Origin of the sequence: Kribbella capetownensis (assembly GCF_004331485.1) — a bacterium.
In the GTDB taxonomy this organism is placed as follows: domain Bacteria; phylum Actinomycetota; class Actinomycetes; order Propionibacteriales; family Kribbellaceae; genus Kribbella; species Kribbella capetownensis.
In genome coordinates this window covers 21,352-37,202 of sequence record NZ_SJKD01000002.1, presented here as the reverse complement: position 1 = coordinate 37,202, position 15,851 = coordinate 21,352, and the positions used below count along the sequence as shown (strand labels likewise).

Here is a 15,851-nt window from a genome sequence, read left to right as displayed (position 1 = left end):
CACTAGCCCTTGACCGCGCCGACGATGACGCCTTTGGTGAAGTGCTTCTGAATGAACGGGTAGACCAGCAGCACGGGCACCACGGCGAGGACGACGATAGCCATCTTGATCGCCAGGCTCGGTGCTGGTGTCAGCCCGAGTCCGGGCGACGCCGTGACCCCACCCGCGCCGCTGGGCAAGGCCTGTTGCTGCACGATGTAAGTGCGCAGTACGAGCTGCAACGGCCACTTGGTGTTGTCGTTGAGGTAGAGCATCGCGTTGAAGAAGGCGTTCCAGTAGCCGACCGCGTAGAAGAGACCGACCACCGCGACCACGGCCTTCGACAACGGCATCACGATGCGGGTCAGTACTGCGAACTCCCCCGCACCGTCAATCCGGGCGCTGTCGATCAGCTCGTTCGGGATGCCCATGAAGAAGGCCCGCATCACGATCAGGTTGAAGGCCGAGATCGCGGTCGGCAGGATCAGCGACCCGTAACTGTCGATGAGTCCCAGCGAGTTCACCAGCAGATAACTCGGAATGATGCCGGGCCCGAAAAGGAACGTGAGCAGGACGACGAACAGCAGCGGCCGGTGCCACAGCGATCCCGGCCGCGACAGCCCGTACGCCGCGAGCATGGTGATCAGCAGGCTGAACGCCGTGCCGACGGCGGTGATGGCGGTGCTGATCACCAGCGCCCTGGTGACCACTCCACCTGACAGGAGCTGAACGTAGGCGGCGACGGTCAGGTCCCGGGGCACCACGACCAGGCCGCCCGCGCGGGTGACCGCCTCGGTGGACGACAGGCTCGTGACGACCACGACGTACAGGGGGAAAGCGATGATCAGAAAGACGATCGCCAGCACGACCGGCTTGCCTACCCGGCTGATCCGCGTCGGTTCCTCCTCCCAGACCGGCCGTTCGGCGCGGCCCGGCGGCCCGGTCGTCGCGGCGGCCGCTGGATTGACGGCATGCGAGCTCATGAGCGGGAATACACCCCCTGCTCGCCCACCAGGTGGGCGAATTTGTTGGCGACCAGGACCAGCACGAGGCCGACCACGCCCTTGAACAGGCCGGCCGCGGCGCCGTAGCCGAAGTCCCCGGACAGCAGGCCCTCGAAGTACACGTAGGTGTCCAGCACCTCGGCCGCGTCGGCGCCGACGGCATTGCGTTGCAGGATGAACTGTTCGAAGCCGACGGTGAGTGCGTCACCCAGCCGCAGGATGAGCAGCAGTACGATCACCGGTCGCAGGCCGGGCAGTGTGATGTGCCACAGCCGGCGCCACCGGTTCGCGCCGTCGGCCGCCGCGGCCTCGTAGAGCGCCGGATTGATGGTGCTCAGCGCGGCAAGGAAGACGATCATGCCCCAGCCCGCGTCCTTCCAGACGGCCTGGAAGGTGACCAGCAGGATGAACGAGTCGGGCTTCGTCATCAGGTCGACGGCATGGAACCCGTGGCTGCGCAGGCTCTGGGCGAGCAGACCGGCACCACCGATCATCTGCTGGAACAGTGAGACCACCAGCACCCAGGAAAAGAAGTGCGGCAGGTAGACCACGCCCTGAATGATGGTTCTGATGCGCACCGACAGCACGCTGTTGAGCAGCAGCGCCAGCAGGATCGGGATCGGGAAGAAGAACACCAACTGGAAGGTGGTGATCGTCAGCGTGTTGGCCAGTGCCGACCAGAACGCTCCCTCGCTGAACAGGCGGCTGAAGTTGGCCAGGCCGATGAACTCGCTGTCGCGGATGCCGACGTACGGCGAATAGTCCTGGAAGGCGATCACGTTGCCGAGCGTCGGCAGGTAGTGGAAAATCAGCAGCAGGACGATCACCGGCGTCACCATCAGCAACAGCGGCCAGTCGCGCCGCAGCCTCAGCCGCCAGTTCGGCCGGCCGGGCCGGCGCCGTGGCGGCGCCGGTGCCGGCTCCTGCTCGGTCGGGGTTGTGACCTCATCTACCGTTGTCACTGAGCACCTTCGCGTAGAAGTCGCGGCCCTCGTCCCCACCGCCGGTCCGCCAGGCCTGCACCGCCGACTTGAGCTCCGAGACCGGCCGCCGGCCCCGGAAGATGTCCTGCAGTTTGTCGTCGAAGGGCTGGTTCAGCGCGGCCAGCTTGGAAGGAGCCTCGACCCGGATGCCCTCGAACAGGTTCTTCTCGAAGCGCTTGCAGGACTCGTTCTGCCAGGCACTCATCGCCTGGACGTAGCCGGGATACTGGCTCTGGGTGATCGCCTCCGGCCGGCCGCCCAGGAACACGTAGGTGTTGGCGACCTCCTTCGAGCCGAGCGCGGTCAGCTTGGGCGCGCCGGAGCTCTCCTTGGTGTAGTGCTTGCCCTCGACGCCGTAGTTGGCCAGCTGGTACTCCTCGGTGCCGAACGGGGCCGCGCAGTAGTTCAGGACGCCGAGCAGTTCCTTGATGCGCTGCTCGCCGACGCCCTTCTTGACGAAGGTGAAGATGCCGGCCGGGTCGCCGCCCCAGACGATCGCGTCCCCGCCGTCGTGGGCGAACGGCGTCACGGCCTGCATGTCGAAGCTGGGGTTGATCGACAACTGCCGCTGCAGCGCCTCGGCCCAGGATCCCGGACCGTCCTGGTACACCAGGATCTGACCACCCTCGAAGAGTGGCTTCTGGTCGGTGCCCGAGTTGCCGACAACCGTGGGGTGCACGTAACCCGACTGGAACAGCTTCCGGGTGAAGGCCACCGCTTCCTCGAACTCCGGTGTCTCGATCTTGTTCAGCAGCTTGCCACTGGAGTCCTTACGCCAATTCGCCGGCGCGCGGAAGGCCCTGGCGACCTCGTCGCTGATCGAGCCGAACGCCCACCGGTTCGCCTTGGCGTCGGTCAGTTCCTTGCCCAGGGCAAGGACATCGTCCATGTTCTTGGGCGGTTCGGCGCTGAACTTGGTGAACAAATCCTTGCGGTAGTACAGCGCCCAGGGCAGTCCGTTGGACGGGAACGGCACGGCCTTGAGCTGGGAGTTCCAGACCCCGTACGCCCAGGCGCGGGTCGGCAGGTTGGCGAGCATCGGGTAGGCAGCGGCCTTGTCCCCGGCCAGGTGCGGTGTCAGGTCCTCGAAGAGCTTGTCGACCGCCTGGCTGAACCTGGTCTGGCCGGAGATCTCCCAGCCCGGGATGCAGAGCAGCTCCGGCACGTTCCCGGCGGCGAGCACCGGCCCGAGCTTGTCGCCGTACTCAATGCCGTTGACCACGTTGAAACGGACCGGAGCGCCGATCCGCTCGTTGTTCGCGTCGAAGTAGGTGTTCTTCCCGAGGCCAGGCGGCAATGGACCCCACAAAGGCGTCATCGCGCTGACCTCTTTGCCGCTGGTCACCGGCTTGTCCGGCAGCGCCCGCTGCAGTTGCGCCGGGTACTTCGTGAACCCGGGGTCCGCGCCGTTCTGGCCAGGCAGGTCGGGCTTGACCGGTTCGTACGAGATGTACTTCGGCAGCAGGCCGGCCAGCTTGTCCTCGGTCTCGGCGTGGCCCGTCGCCGAGCTCGCCTTCCCGTCGGAAGAACAGGCCGACAGCGTGGCGCCACCAGTGACGACCGCGGTGCCGGCTCCGAGCAGGGACAGGAACGTCCGGCGGTTGCTGGAACCGCCTCCAAGTCCGGTCACGATGGGTTTCCTTCCAAGCTGGGAACGGAGGCCGTCCCGGGGTAGCATTAGTTGGGCTGGTAGCCCAACAAATTAGCTCAGGACCGAAAGCGCCACAAGATGCAGAACTGATCCGTTACGCTCAGCCCTTCGCCGACCGAGCCGAACAGGACGGACCTTGACCCCTCAGACCGCGGATCGCACGGACATCCGCGCCACCAACCTGGCCGCAGTGCTGCGCTTCCTGCGCGCCAAGGCCCCCTGCTCCCGGGCAGCGATCGCCACCGGGACCGGTCTGAACAAGGCCACCGTGACAAGCATCGTCGGAGACCTGATCGACCGGCGATTGGCGCGGGAGACCGAGCAGACCCAGAACCACGTAGGCCGTCCAGCCACCCTGCTCGTGCTCGACGGTTCGTCGTACGCAGCAATCGGGATAGCGGTCAGCGCCCGGGGACTGACCGCTATCGCCTACGACGCGGCCGGCGGTCAGTTGCTCCGCTGGCACCGCTCAGGACCATCCGCCGACGCCACGCCGGCCAAGGCTGTGGCCGCGTTGGCCGCGCTGGCGCGCCGGGCCGTGGCCGCGGTGCACTCGTCCGGCCGCGACGTCCTCGGCCTGACGGTCGGAGTGCCCGGCCTGGTCAACCGCGAGGGCACCGTCGTCCTGGCCGCCGGGCTCGGCTGGCGAGACGTCGAACTGGGCCGGGATCTGGTCCGGGCGCTCGGCCGGCCGTCGTTCCCGGTGCTGGTCGACAACGACGCCAACCTCGGCGCGCTGGCCGAGCATCGCTACGGCCCCTACACCGGTGGCGCCGACCTCATTCACCTGACCGGCGACACCGGCGTCGGCGCCGGCGTGATCTGCGACGGTCACCCGCTGCGCGGTCATCTCGGCTATGTGGGCGAGATAGGCCATCTGCGGATAGCGCCGGACGGCCCGCTGTGCGGCTGCGGCCGGCGTGGCTGCCTGGAGGCCGTGGCCGGCGTGCCCGCGATCCTCGCCCGGCTCGATCCGGCCGTCCTCCCCGACGCCGATCCTCAGGTCGGGACCGATCAACTGGTCCGGCTGGCCGAGGCCGGTGATACCCGCACGCTCGAGATACTCGGCGAAGTCGGCACGATGCTCGGCCGGGGCGTTTCGGTGCTCGCCAACATCCTCAACCCCGAACTGGTGATGCTCGGCGGCTCGTACGCGGCACTCGGCCGCTGGCTGTTGCCGGCCATCGAGAAGGAACTCGCCGACGACACGCTCGCACCCGAGGCGGGCGGCTGCCAGGTGGTCACCTCGACCTTCGGTCACGATGCGACGGCCATCGGCGCCGTCGCCCGCTCCCTGGACAGCCTCGACTCCGGCCGGTTACCGGCCGTCTCCGCACTGAGATCTTGACCGCTGCCGCCGAGAGTGCAACGCTCTGACTCACCCTTCGATCGAAGCGCTTCGATGGCTCGCCATCCGGTCTGCGGATTCCGGTCGGCGAGGCTTCGAAGCCCTTCGATCTCCTCCTCCGTCAGCCGGCGGCCGACCCCCACGGAGTCCGATTCGATGAGCACCTCGCCGTCCAGCCAGGTCCCGCCGCCGTTCCGCGACCCGGCCCGTAAGCTGCCGGAGCGGGTAGGTGACCTGCTCGACCGGCTCAGCCTGGCGGAGAAGCTCGGCCTGCTGCACCAGCACCAGGCGGCCGTTCCGCGGCTGGGCATCGCCACGTTCCGGACCGGCACCGAGGCCCTGCATGGGGTGGCCTGGCTCGGCCCGGCGACCGTCTTCCCGCAGGCGATCGGGCTGGCCAGCAGCTGGAATCCCGGATTGCTCCGGGATGTCGGGTCCGCAGTTGCCGAAGAGGTCCGGGTCTTCCATCACCAGGACCCGGTGGGAGTCAGCCTGAACGTCTGGGCACCGGTGGTGAATCCGTTGCGAGATCCTCGGTGGGGGCGCAACGAGGAAGGCTATTCCGAGGACTCCTGGCTCACCGGTGTACTGGCCGTTGCCTATGGCAAAGGCTTGACCGGTGACGTCGACGGAACCCTCAGGACCGCCCCGACACTCAAGCATTTCCTTGCCTACAACAACGAGACGGACCGGTGCACCACCTCCAGCAACCTGCCGCCGCGGGTTCTGCACGACTACGAACTGCCTGCCTTCGCCGCGCCGATCGCTGCCGGTGCCGCCGTCGCGATGATGCCGTCCTACAACCTGGTGAACGGACGGCCGGCGCACCTGAGCCCGTTGATCAACGACATCGTCAGAGGCTGGACCGAGCACGATCTGCTGGTGGTGAGCGACGCCGGTGCCCCGACGAACCTGACCGGTCTCCAGCAATACTTCGACGACGCGGAGAAGGCTTATGCGGCCGCGCTCAGAGCAGGCGTGGACAGCTTCACCCAGGACGACAGCGACGCGGCGCCATCAGTACGGCGACTGTCGCGCGCATTGGAGCGAGGGCTGCTGGCCGAGGTGGACATCGACCAAGCGGTCCGGCACACCCTGGCCGTCCGGTTCCGGCTCGGCGAGTTCGATCCGGCGGATCTCGAGGAGACGCCCGCGGTCGAGGTGGTCGGAGGTCCGGCGCACCGGCAGCTGGCCCGGGATGCGGCGAGGCAGTCGATCGTGTTGCTGAAGCACGAATGCCAGGTGCTGCCCCTGAGCGCCGAGAGCACCCGGCGGGTCGCGGTCGTGGGACCGCTGGCCGATGTGCTCTTCCAGGACTGGTACTCCGGCACACTGCCGTACCAGGTCACCGCACGGACCGGCTTGGCCGAACGGCTCGGACCGGACACGGTGGAGTTCTGCGAAGGGGCGGACCGGATCGAGCTACGCACGCACGATGGTTGTCTCGGCGCGCATGAGGACGGGTCGGTGACACTGGCGTCGTCGGGCGCGTTCGATCTGTTCGACTTCGGTGGCGGCGCCTGGACGCTGCGGTCGCCGCGGACCGGCGCCTATGTCACGGTCAACGACAGCGGCTTGCTGACCGCCGACCATCCCGGGCCGAACAGCTGGGAGGTCAAGGAGACCTTCGAACTTGTCGCAACCGGCCACGCGACCTCAATACTCCGGCACCACAACAGCGGCCGGTTCGTCACTGTCGGTGCCGACGGCCTGGCCATGGCGACCGCGGTGGACGCCGAGGCGGCGACGGCCTTCGAGATCGTCACCGTCGTCGACGGCGCCGCCCAGGCGGCCCAACTCGCGGCGGCCGCCGACGTGGCGATAGTTGTCGTAGGCAACCATCCGCTGGTGAACGGCCGCGAGACCGAGGACCGGGCCGGACTCGACCTCCCCGCAGCCCAGGAACGGCTGCTACGAGCGGTCCACGCCGCCAACTCGCGGACGGTACTGGTGATGTCCAGCAGCTATCCCTTCTCGATCGAGTGGGCCGAGGAGCACGTGCCGGCCGTGCTCTGGTCGGGGCACGGCGGCCAGGAGTACGGCCACGCGCTGGCCGAGGTGCTGTTCGGTGATTTCGACCCGGTCGGCCGCCTGCCCCAGACCTGGTATCGCTCAACGGCCGATCTGCCCGATCTGTTCGACTACGACATCGTCGGCACCGACGCGACCTACCTGTATTTCCGCGGCACGCCGCTGTACCCGTTCGGGCACGGTCTGAGTTACACGACCTTCGCGTACTCCGCCTTGCGGCTGAGCGCTACCTCGGTTCCGGCCGACGGCGAACTGCTGGTCAGCCTCACCGTGACCAACACCGGGGCGCGCGCCGGCCGCGAGATCGTCCAGCTCTACAGCCATCAGCAGCGGTCCCGGGCCAAGCAACCGCTGCGACAGTTGCGGGACTTCCGCCACGTGTCCCTGGCGGCGGGCGAGAGCGCCCTCGTGGAGTTCACGGTGCCCGCGGCCGACCTCGCCTTCTTCGACGTCACGCGCAACCGGCGCTGCGTCGAGACCGCGCGGCACAGTGTCCTCGTCGGCCGGTCCTGCACGGACATCAGGCTGACCGGCGCGTTCGACGTACAGGGTGAACGGATCCCACCGCGTGCGGTCCTGTCAGCGCCCTTGCAGGCGACGGCATTCGACGACTACTGCGCGGTGACCCTGACGGACGCGGCCCCCGACCGGGGCGACGCCGTGCGGTCCCTGGAGGACGGCGCCTGGCTGCTGTTCGAGGATGTCGACCTGGCTGACGGAGCCGCTCGGTGTGCCGGGCTGGTCGCCGCCGAGGACAACGGCGGGACGATCGAGCTGCGGCTGGACGACCCGCTGCACGGCCTCGTCCTCGGAACGATCAAGGTACCGCCGACCGGTCACCGCCATACCTGGGTCGCGAGCGCGACCCCGCTGGCCGAAGCCAGCGGGGTGCACGCGGTCTACCTCGTCTTCTCCACCGCGTCACTCGCGCTGCGGGAGCTCACCTTCGAACGCTGACGGTGAACCGGTCGCAGCTGCCTTCGACAACGCGGGCTGTTGCCTGACCACCGGTCAGCATCAGCTCGACCACCGCGTCGATCTCCCCGTTCGGCCCGGGGAGGCCGACGCGGCTGACCTGGCCCTCCGACGGGCAGAACCAGCGCAGTTCCACGCCGTCGGACCAACCGTAGTCGGGCCGGTCGTCGACGGCGCCGAAAAGGATCACCGCGCCCTGACGTACCAGCACCGGCAGACTGTCAAAGCCGTAGGTCTGGGTGATCCACCGGCTTCCCGTCACCTGCTCGCCGGTCAGCAGGTGGGTCCAGGTGCCCTCAGGCAGGTAGAACCTGACCTCTCCGTCCTTGCTCATCACCGGAGCGACGAGCAGGTTCGGGCCGAGCATGTACTGCCGCTCGAGGTACGCGACGCCTGGGTCCGTGGGGAACTCCAGCACCATCGGCCGCATCATCGGCGTTCCGTCGGTGTGTGCTTCTTCGGCGACGGTTGCCAGGTAGGGCATCAGCGACATCTTCAGCTTGGTGAAGCGACGCAGTACGTCGACCGCCTCCTCGTCGAAGGCCCACGGAACCCGGTAGGAGCCGGAGCCATGCAGGCGCGAGTGTGACGAGAGCAGACCGAATGGCACCCATCGCTTGAAGACCGCAGCGTCGGGCGTGCCTTCGAAGCCGCCGATGTCGTGACTCCAGTAACCGAACCCGGACGATGCCAGCGACAGCCCGCCGCGCAACGACTCCGCCATCGCTTCGAAGGTCGACTCGCAGTCGCCACCCCAGTGCACCGGGAACTGCTGGCCACCGACCGTCGCCGACCGGGCGAACAGAACCGCGTCGCCCGCGCCGCGGTTCTCGGACAGCAGATCGAACACCGCGCGGTTGTAGAGATGGGGGTAGTAGTTGTGCATCCGCTGCGGGTCCGACCCGTCGTACCAGGCGACGTCCTCGACCGGGATCCGCTCGCCGAAGTCGGTCTTGAAACAGTCGACGCCGAGATCGATCAACGCCTGCAGCTTGGTCCGGAACCAGGCGGTCGCCGCCGGGTTGGTGAAGTCGACGATCGCCATCCCGGCCTGCCACATGTCCCACTGCCAGACCGAGCCGTCCGTGCGCTTGAGCAGGTAACCGAGCCGCCGGCCTTCCTCGAACAGGACCGATCGCTGGGCGATATAGGGGTTGATCCACAGACTGATCCGTAGGCCCTGCTCCTTCAGCCGGCCGAGCATGCCGGCCGGGTCGGGGAATGCGTCCGGGTCCCAGAGGAAGTCACACCAGTGGAACTGGCGCATCCAGAAGCAGTCGAAATGGAAGACACTGAGAGGCAGATCGCGAGCGGCCATCCCGGCCACGAAACCGCTGGTCGTCTCCTCGGTGTAGTCGGTGGTGAAAGAGGTCGACAACCACAGGCCCATCGACCAGGCCGGCACCCGGGCCGGCCGGCCGGTCAGCCCGGTGTAGCGCCGCAACACGTCCTTCGGGGTAGGACCCGCGAGGACGTAGTACGAGAGCTCCTGGCCTTCGACACTGAACTGGTTGCGCGACACCACCTCCGAACCCACCTCGAACGAGACCTTGGCCGGCGTGTCCACCAGGACGCCGTATCCGGCGCTGCTCAGGTAGAACGGCACGTTCTTGTAGGCCTGCTCGCTGGAGGTGCCGCCATCAGCGTTCCAGATGTCGACGACCTGGCCGTTCTTGACCAGCGGCCCGAACCGCTCGCCGAGGCCGTAGACCGTCTCGCCGACACCGAGCGCGAGCTGTTCGTGCAGGAAGTGCCGCCCCTTCTGGTCGGTGATCAGGCCGATACTGCGGGCGGCGGAATCGGTCAGCACCTGGCCGTCCCGCTCGAACCGCAGATCCCAGGGTCCGTCGAGCTTGATCGCCGCCGTGAGCTCTCCGCTGGTCAGCCGCGCGGTCTCCTCGTCCACCTCGACCTTCACCGGATGGGTCTCCTCCGCGGCCAGCTGGAAGGCGGGTCGCGGCGGCAGCCCGCCGCTGTGGTGCTGGATCCTGACGCCGATCACGCCCTCCGCCGGTGAGCTGAGCGTGATGGTGAACAACGGCTGGTTCAAGGTGTCGCCGCGTCCGATGATCTGCTTGGCCGGCGCGTAGACGACCAGGGATCGCTCGGCGGCCTCCACACTCTCGACCGCGGCCGGGCGCAGCCGGGTCAGTCCGGGCAGCAGCTGCCAATAGCCGTCTGTGAACTTCATCTGGTTGCTCTCTCCGAAAGTCGTTGCCGGGTCACTTGACCGCGGCGACGGTCACGCCGCGGGTCAGGGTGCGCTGGAAGATCAGGAAGAACACAACCGTCGGGAGGAGGCTGATCAGCGCCCCGGCGTTCGTGGTGGTGGCGTCCATCAGCCGGTCGCCCCACAGTGAGGCGAGAGCGAGCGGCACGGTCTGGGTGCTGGCGTCCATCAGCATCACCAGCGGGATGAAGAACTCGTTCCAGGTCCAGATGAAGAGGACCAGCAGCACCGAGGTCGGCCGGACGGTCGGAGCGACGACCCGCGAGAGTGGTCCAGCCTCCAGCGCGGCTGCGGGTCCCGGGATCTCCGGTGTGCAGGGAAACAACTGCTCGTACGTCGAACTGCCGTCGTCCGCGAGCCGCTCGAGCAGAACTCGGCTGGCGGCGGCTCCCAGCGCGGCACCGGGCGACGTCATCGCGGTCAGGGCAGGGCTCGCCAGGTCCGCAACGACTTCCGATGTCACCATCGACACCACTGACACGTCGGATGGCACGGCCAGCGCCGCGCCGCGCAGTTCGGCGAGAATCCCCAGCGCCGCTGCCCTCGTTCATCACCAGTACGCCGGTCAGCCCGGGGCACTTCTCGCGAGCCAATGGGATCGCCCGCCTGCCGCCCACTGCGGTGTCCGCAGTGGGCACCATCACGCCGTGGACGCAATGGCGATCCAGTGCCGTCTCCAAGGCCGCGGCGCTGCGCCGGACCGTGCCGTACTCGCCGGCCAGGCAGACCTCCGAATGACTGACGTAGGCAAGCGTCCGATGGCCGAGCCCGACCAGGTGGGCGACCGCGTCGTCGACGGTCCGCTCGAAGTCGAACATCAGGTGATCACCCCGGCGCGCCGGGCCACGTCGTCATCGTTGCCACGGCTGCTCTCCGGTGAGATCGTCGAAGCGTTTCGACACAACCTAGGCCAGGGGTTCCTGCCCGTCAATATCCCGGTCGGCGCCTGTGCTCCGGCAGCTCTGGATGTGATGTCCAGGGAGGTTGTTCCGCTGGTTGGTGGTGAGTCGGGCTGACAGGTGAAGGCCTCCGGTTGGGGACCGTGGGCTGGAACAGCGTAGAGCGGCTTGGCCTGGTGGAACTGGTAGGTCCAGCCGGCTTTGATCACGTCGTGGTCGGCGAAGCGGCTGAGCACCTCGGTCAGCCACAGCGGCAGGCCGTCTCCGGGGCTTGCGACCTAGCGCCATTCCGCTAGGGAGTACGGACATTCCGTTACGCGGCACGCTGGGGTTATGGTGACGGAATGAGTGATGGTGATGGGGTGCGCAGTGTGCATCGGGCGCTGGACCTGCTCGAACGCTTTGACGACGAGCACCCGACCTGGACGCTGGCCGCGCTGACCGCCGAGAGCGGCCTACCGAAGACGACGGTGCTGCGGCTGGTGTCAACGCTCGAGCAGCGCGGCCTGGTGGTGGCGATCGGCCCGGGCAGGTACGCGATCGGCCCGGGCTTCCTGCGCTGGTCGAGGCTGAGCAGCGAGACGATGGAGATCTCGCCCCCGGTCCGTGCCGCGATGGGCAAGCTCGCCACCGAGACCGGCGAGACGGCAAACCTGTACATCCGCGTCGGACGCAGCCGCGTCTGCCTGGCCCAGGCCCAGGGCACGTTGAACGTCCGGCATGTCGTCGCAGTCGGATCGGCGCTGCCGTTGTGGGGTGGCGCGGCGTCGAAGGTGCTACTCACCGATCCACCCGTCCTCGAGGTCGATCCCTCACTGATCGAGGAGCTGGCTCGGGAGGCGCCGGCACAACCCGGATTCGCCAAGAACCTCCGGGCCGCCGTCACCGAGGCGGCCGCGCGCGGTTTCGCGATCAGTCATGGCGAGCGTGAGCTGGGCGCGTCAGGTGTGGCCGCACCGGTACGGCGCTCCGACGGCCGGGTCGTCGCCGCGATCGCGATCGGTGGGCCGACGACGCGCTTCAGTGACGACCGGCTGCCGTCGTACGTGACCGCTGTACGGCGTTGTGCCGACACCATCATGGCGACCGGTTGGAGTGGCTTCGGTGCGGCCTGACGCGGATCTGCTCGCCGGTGTGCGGGTGCTGGACCTCACGAACGTGCTGGCGGGACCGTTCGCCGGTTACCAGTTGGCGTTGATGGGTGCCGACGTCATCAAGGTCGAGGTGCCCGGTTCCGGCGACCTGGCCCGCAATCTCGGCGCCGATCCGTCGTTGTCGAAGGACGGACTCGGCATCTCGTTCCTGGCCCAGAACTCGGCGAAACGCTCGATCACGCTCGATGTCAAGAAGGCGCCGGGCCGGGCAGTCTTCGAGCGGTTGGTCCGCGAGGCCGACGTACTGCTGGAGAACTTCCGCCCTGGTGTGCTCGAGCGGCTCGGCTTCCCGGCCGACGTACTGCGGTCCCTCAACCCGGGCCTGGTGTACTGCGCGGTCTCCGGATTCGGCCAGACCGGGCCGATGCGTGGTCGGCCGGCGTACGACCAGATCATCCAGGGGCTGTCCGGGATGATGAGCGTGACCGGTACGCCGGACTCCGCGCCGACCCGGACCGGGTTCCCGATCGCGGACACACTCGGCGGGTACGCGGCAGCGTTCGCGATCTCGGCCGCACTCGTCAAGCGCGCCCGCACCGGGTTCGGCAGCAACCTCGACGTGTCGATGCTGGAGACCGCCGTCGCGGCGATGGGGTGGGTGGTGTCGGACTACCTCGTCGCCGGACGCAAACCACGTGCCATGGGCAACGAAAACGCGACCTCCGCACCGTCCGGCACCTTCCGAACCGCGGACGGCGCGTTGAACATCGCGGCCAACAGGCAGGAGCAGTACGTCGAACTCTGTGCGGCGCTCGGCCGCCCGGAACTCGTCACCGACGAACGCTTCGGCACCCGAGAAGCGCGCAAACAGCACCGGCTCGAACTGAAGGCCGAACTGGAGAAGACACTCGAACAACACCCGGCCACCTTCTGGGACGAACTGCTGGCGAGCACCGGCGTGCCGGTGGCGCCGGTGCTGACCATCGAGGAAGCCCTGGCGCTTGACCAGCTGACCGGTCGCGACCTGATCCACACCGTCCCGATGCCGGACGGCCGGGACCGCGAACTGCGCGTCCTCGGCAGCAGCGTCCACGTCGACGGCCGCGCGGTGGGTCCGGCGACGCGCCCGCCGAGGCTCGGCGAGCATACCGAGGAAATCCTGACCGAGCTCGGCTACACCGCGAACGAGATCGCCCAACTGCATTCGGAGGGAACAACGTGACGGAGGTCGCCGACTGGTGGTCCACTGCCATCTCGGACATCGAGCCGGGGGTGATCCGGTTTCACGGCTACCTGATCGAGGAACTGATCAGCGGCGTCACCTTCCCGCAGATGATCTGGTTGATGATCCGCGGCGAGCTTCCAACACCCGGCGAGGCCAAACTCCTCGAGCAGACGCTGGTCGCGGCCGTCGACCACGGCCCGCAAGCGCCGTCGATCGCCGCCGCCCGGATGGCCGCGTCGTGCGGCGTCGCGCTGAACAACGCGATAGCCACTGGCGTCAACCTTCTCGGAGACGTGCATGGTGGCGCAGGGCAGCAATGTGTCGAAATGCTCTATCGACTCCGTGCAGAAGTCGACGAAGGAGCTGACCCGGCAACCTCGGCCCGCGACCTGGTCGCGTCGTACCAGACTCGCAAGGCCTACGTCCCCGGTTTCGGTCACCGCTTCCACCCCCACGATCCCCGCCGCGACCCACTGATCGCCGCCGCCCGGCAGGCAGTTGCCGACGGCATCATCACCGGCAAGCACCTCGAAGTCGCACTCGCCCTGGAGTCCGCCCTCGACCCCATCCCGATGAACGTCGACGGCGCGACGGCCACCATCTACGCAGAACTCGGCCTCCCCGCCGAACTAGCCCGCGGCCTCTTCGTCCTCTCCCGCTCGGTCGGCCTCCTCGCCCACGCCCACGAGCAGCACCAAGAACACACGCGCAACAAGGGTCCCCTCCCGAAGTCCGTCATCCCCACCTATACCGGCCACCCACCCCGGTCACTCAACACCTGACGTCGAACTCCTCCAGCGATGACGGCGGCCAGGGGACCTGCACCGCCCTGCGGCGGCAAGTTAACTCACCAGTTCGTACATTACGAGGGTAGAGTGGTAGAGAGCCTGCACCGCCCCGCTGGAGGGAGCCCGCTTCATGAAGTCCTACCTCATCGGGCTGATCGGCTCCGGCATCGGTGCGTCGTTCAGCCCGGCGCTGCACGAGACCGAGGCCGCCCGCCTCGGTCTCCCCTACGTCTACCGCCTGCTCGACATCGACGTACTGCGGCAGGACCTGGGCGAGCTGCTCGAGCAGACAGGACGCCTCGGGTACGACGGTCTGAACGTCACGCATCCTTGCAAGCAAACCATCATCGCTCAGTTGGACGAACTGTCGGACGAGGCGGCCAGGCTGGGCGCGGTCAACACGGTGTTGTTCCGCGACGGCAGGACCGTTGGCCACAACACCGATCGGAGCGGTTTCGCAGCCGCGTTCGGCCAGGGCTTACCTGGCGCGGCCAAGGACCGGATCGTTCAGCTCGGTGCGGGCGGTGCGGGTGCCGCAGTCGCCGACGCACTGCTGGGCCTGGGCGCCGGCTGCCTCACGATCGTCGACCCCGAACCGGGCCGTGCCGCAGCGTTGGTCGAGCGGCTGGGAGATCGACGGGCACACAGCTCTGATCAGCTGCCCGACCTGGCAATCGTTGATGGCCTGGTCAACACCACACCGGTCGGTATGACACAGAATCCCGGGCTGCCGCTGCCGGTCGAGCTGCTGCGGCCCCGGCTCTGGGTGGCCGACATCGTGTACCGACCGCTGGAGACCGAGTTGCTGAAACAGGCCGGTGCTTTGGGCTGCCGAACGCTCGACGGCGGTGGTATGGCGGTGCTGCAGGCCGCACATGCGCTGCGCCTGTTCACCGGTCGTACGCCGGACAGCAAGCGGATGCTGGAGCACCTGAAGGAGCTGGCCTCGTGGTGAGTGATCGGCCGACGGCGAATGGTGTCGTACCTATGATGAAGGACATGACTACGACGGAGCGCCGGCGTGATTCCGGGCGCACCAAGGCGGAGATCCTGCAGGTCGCCCAACGGGAATTCGCCCGTAAAGGCTACGCCGGCGCCCGGGTCGACGAGATCGCCGATCTGATGCGCACCACCAAGCGGATGATCTACTACTACTTCAGCAGCAAGGAACAGCTGTTTCTCGCCGTACTGGAGAAGGCGTACGCCGAGGTCCGCGCGGTGGAGCAGAAGGTGGACGTCACCCACCTTGACCCGGTCGAGGCGATCCGCACGCTGGCCGAGCTCACCTTCGACCATCACGACGCACACCGCGACTTCATCAAACTGGTGTCGATCGAGAACATCCATGAGGCCGAGCACATCCGAAAGTCCGCGACGCTGGCCAATCTGGGGACGCCGGTCCTCGACCTGATCGAGCGCATCCTCGCAGCAGGCAAGGCCAACGGCGAATTCGTCACCGAGGCCGACGCCGTCGACGTACACATCATGATCAGCTCGTTCTGCTTCTTCCGCGTCTCCAACGCGTACACCTTCGGTGCCCTCTTCGGACGCGACATGACCGCGCCCGAGAACCGGGCCAGGCTCCGCACCATGGTCGGCGAACTCGTGGTCGCCTACCTTCGCGGCGCCGGCGCCAAGGACTGA

The 15,851-nt window shown here is 67.7% G+C and carries 14 protein-coding genes; 9 read left to right on the top strand and 5 right to left on the bottom strand.

Translation table 11 applies throughout. The annotated features are described in order from the left end of the window. Nucleotides 1–2: 2 nt before the first annotated feature. The 3 genes from E0H75_RS10385 to E0H75_RS10375 are packed head-to-tail and all read right to left on the bottom strand — an operon-like array spanning nt 3 to nt 3,596. Complete coding sequence (locus E0H75_RS10385) at nt 3–962, bottom strand: carbohydrate ABC transporter permease (RefSeq protein ID WP_131513244.1); 960 nt, start codon at nt 960–962, stop codon at nt 3–5. Further along, entirely contained in the window at nt 959–1,945 is a 987-nt protein-coding gene (locus E0H75_RS10380; protein WP_131513243.1) for an ABC transporter permease, read from the bottom strand. The genes E0H75_RS10385 and E0H75_RS10380 overlap by 4 nt, the downstream gene beginning before the upstream one ends. Further along, nucleotides 1,929–3,596 carry an extracellular solute-binding protein gene (locus E0H75_RS10375; RefSeq protein ID WP_131513242.1) on the bottom strand — a complete coding sequence of 556 codons (1,668 nt, stop codon included), beginning with the start codon at nt 3,594–3,596 and terminating at the stop codon, nt 1,929–1,931. Before E0H75_RS10375 ends, E0H75_RS10380 begins: the two co-directional genes overlap by 17 nt. Before the next feature lie 157 nt (nt 3,597–3,753). Between E0H75_RS10375 and E0H75_RS10370 the strand changes: the two genes are divergently transcribed. Continuing rightward, nucleotides 3,754–4,965, top strand: a complete 1,212-nt coding sequence (locus tag E0H75_RS10370; protein WP_131513241.1) for an ROK family protein — start codon at nt 3,754–3,756, stop codon at nt 4,963–4,965. Nucleotides 4,966–5,121: 156 nt separating this feature from the next. Then, entirely contained in the window at nt 5,122–7,953 is a 2,832-nt protein-coding gene (locus E0H75_RS10365) for a glycoside hydrolase family 3 protein (RefSeq protein WP_131513240.1), read from the top strand. Here E0H75_RS10365 and yicI read toward each other — a convergent pair. Beyond that, entirely contained in the window at nt 7,937–10,162 is a 2,226-nt protein-coding gene (gene yicI / locus E0H75_RS10360; RefSeq protein WP_131513239.1) for an alpha-xylosidase, read from the bottom strand. The genes E0H75_RS10365 and yicI overlap by 17 nt on opposite strands. Before the next feature lie 31 nt (nt 10,163–10,193). Continuing rightward, the gene (locus E0H75_RS44005; RefSeq protein ID WP_238163015.1) at nt 10,194–10,682 is read right to left on the bottom strand and encodes an ABC transporter permease family protein; all 489 of its coding nucleotides are present in this window, start codon (nt 10,680–10,682) and stop codon (nt 10,194–10,196) included. Between the two features lie 5 nt (nt 10,683–10,687). On the opposite strand from E0H75_RS44005, the gene E0H75_RS44000 reads away from it, so the two are divergent. The 7 genes from E0H75_RS44000 (at nt 10,688) to E0H75_RS10330 (ending at nt 15,851) form a co-directional block, all read left to right on the top strand. Further along, nucleotides 10,688–10,939, top strand: coding sequence for a hypothetical protein (locus E0H75_RS44000; RefSeq protein ID WP_165553596.1), 252 nt, complete (start codon nt 10,688–10,690; stop codon nt 10,937–10,939). Continuing rightward, a complete protein-coding gene (locus E0H75_RS42975) occupies nt 10,936–11,217 on the top strand; it encodes a hypothetical protein (RefSeq protein ID WP_165553595.1) in 282 nt (93 codons plus the stop codon). The genes E0H75_RS44000 and E0H75_RS42975 overlap by 4 nt, the downstream gene beginning before the upstream one ends. Before the next feature lie 227 nt (nt 11,218–11,444). Continuing rightward, nucleotides 11,445–12,215 carry an IclR family transcriptional regulator gene (locus tag E0H75_RS10350; protein ID WP_131513237.1) on the top strand — a complete coding sequence of 257 codons (771 nt, stop codon included), beginning with the start codon at nt 11,445–11,447 and terminating at the stop codon, nt 12,213–12,215. Next, entirely contained in the window at nt 12,205–13,416 is a 1,212-nt protein-coding gene (locus E0H75_RS10345) for a CaiB/BaiF CoA transferase family protein (protein WP_238162943.1), read from the top strand. Before E0H75_RS10350 ends, E0H75_RS10345 begins: the two co-directional genes overlap by 11 nt. Then, nucleotides 13,413–14,201 (top strand): citryl-CoA lyase, encoded by a 789-nt coding sequence (locus E0H75_RS10340; protein WP_131513233.1) that lies wholly within the window; start codon nt 13,413–13,415, stop codon nt 14,199–14,201. The genes E0H75_RS10345 and E0H75_RS10340 overlap by 4 nt, the downstream gene beginning before the upstream one ends. 136 nt (nt 14,202–14,337) lie before the next feature. Then, the gene (locus E0H75_RS10335; protein ID WP_131513231.1) at nt 14,338–15,162 is read left to right on the top strand and encodes a shikimate dehydrogenase; all 825 of its coding nucleotides are present in this window, start codon (nt 14,338–14,340) and stop codon (nt 15,160–15,162) included. Between the two features lie 44 nt (nt 15,163–15,206). Next, nucleotides 15,207–15,851, top strand: a complete 645-nt coding sequence (locus E0H75_RS10330) for a TetR/AcrR family transcriptional regulator (RefSeq protein ID WP_238162942.1) — start codon at nt 15,207–15,209, stop codon at nt 15,849–15,851.

What these genes read in the sequence shown, in the direction of transcription:
- E0H75_RS10335 (WP_131513231.1), top strand. Translation starts at nt 14,338, where the DNA reads ATGAAGTCCTACCTCATCGGGCTGATCGGCTCCGGCATCGGTGCGTCG.
- E0H75_RS10385 (WP_131513244.1), bottom strand. Translation starts at nt 962, where the DNA reads ATGAGCTCGCATGCCGTCAATCCAGCGGCCGCCGCGACGACCGGGCCG.
- E0H75_RS10350 (WP_131513237.1), top strand. Translation starts at nt 11,445, where the DNA reads ATGAGTGATGGTGATGGGGTGCGCAGTGTGCATCGGGCGCTGGACCTG.
- yicI (WP_131513239.1), bottom strand. Translation starts at nt 10,162, where the DNA reads ATGAAGTTCACAGACGGCTATTGGCAGCTGCTGCCCGGACTGACCCGG.
- E0H75_RS10330 (WP_238162942.1), top strand. Translation starts at nt 15,207, where the DNA reads ATGACTACGACGGAGCGCCGGCGTGATTCCGGGCGCACCAAGGCGGAG.
- E0H75_RS44000 (WP_165553596.1), top strand. Translation starts at nt 10,688, where the DNA reads ATGGCACGGCCAGCGCCGCGCCGCGCAGTTCGGCGAGAATCCCCAGCG.
- E0H75_RS10365 (WP_131513240.1), top strand. Translation starts at nt 5,122, where the DNA reads ATGAGCACCTCGCCGTCCAGCCAGGTCCCGCCGCCGTTCCGCGACCCG.
- E0H75_RS42975 (WP_165553595.1), top strand. Translation starts at nt 10,936, where the DNA reads ATGACTGACGTAGGCAAGCGTCCGATGGCCGAGCCCGACCAGGTGGGC.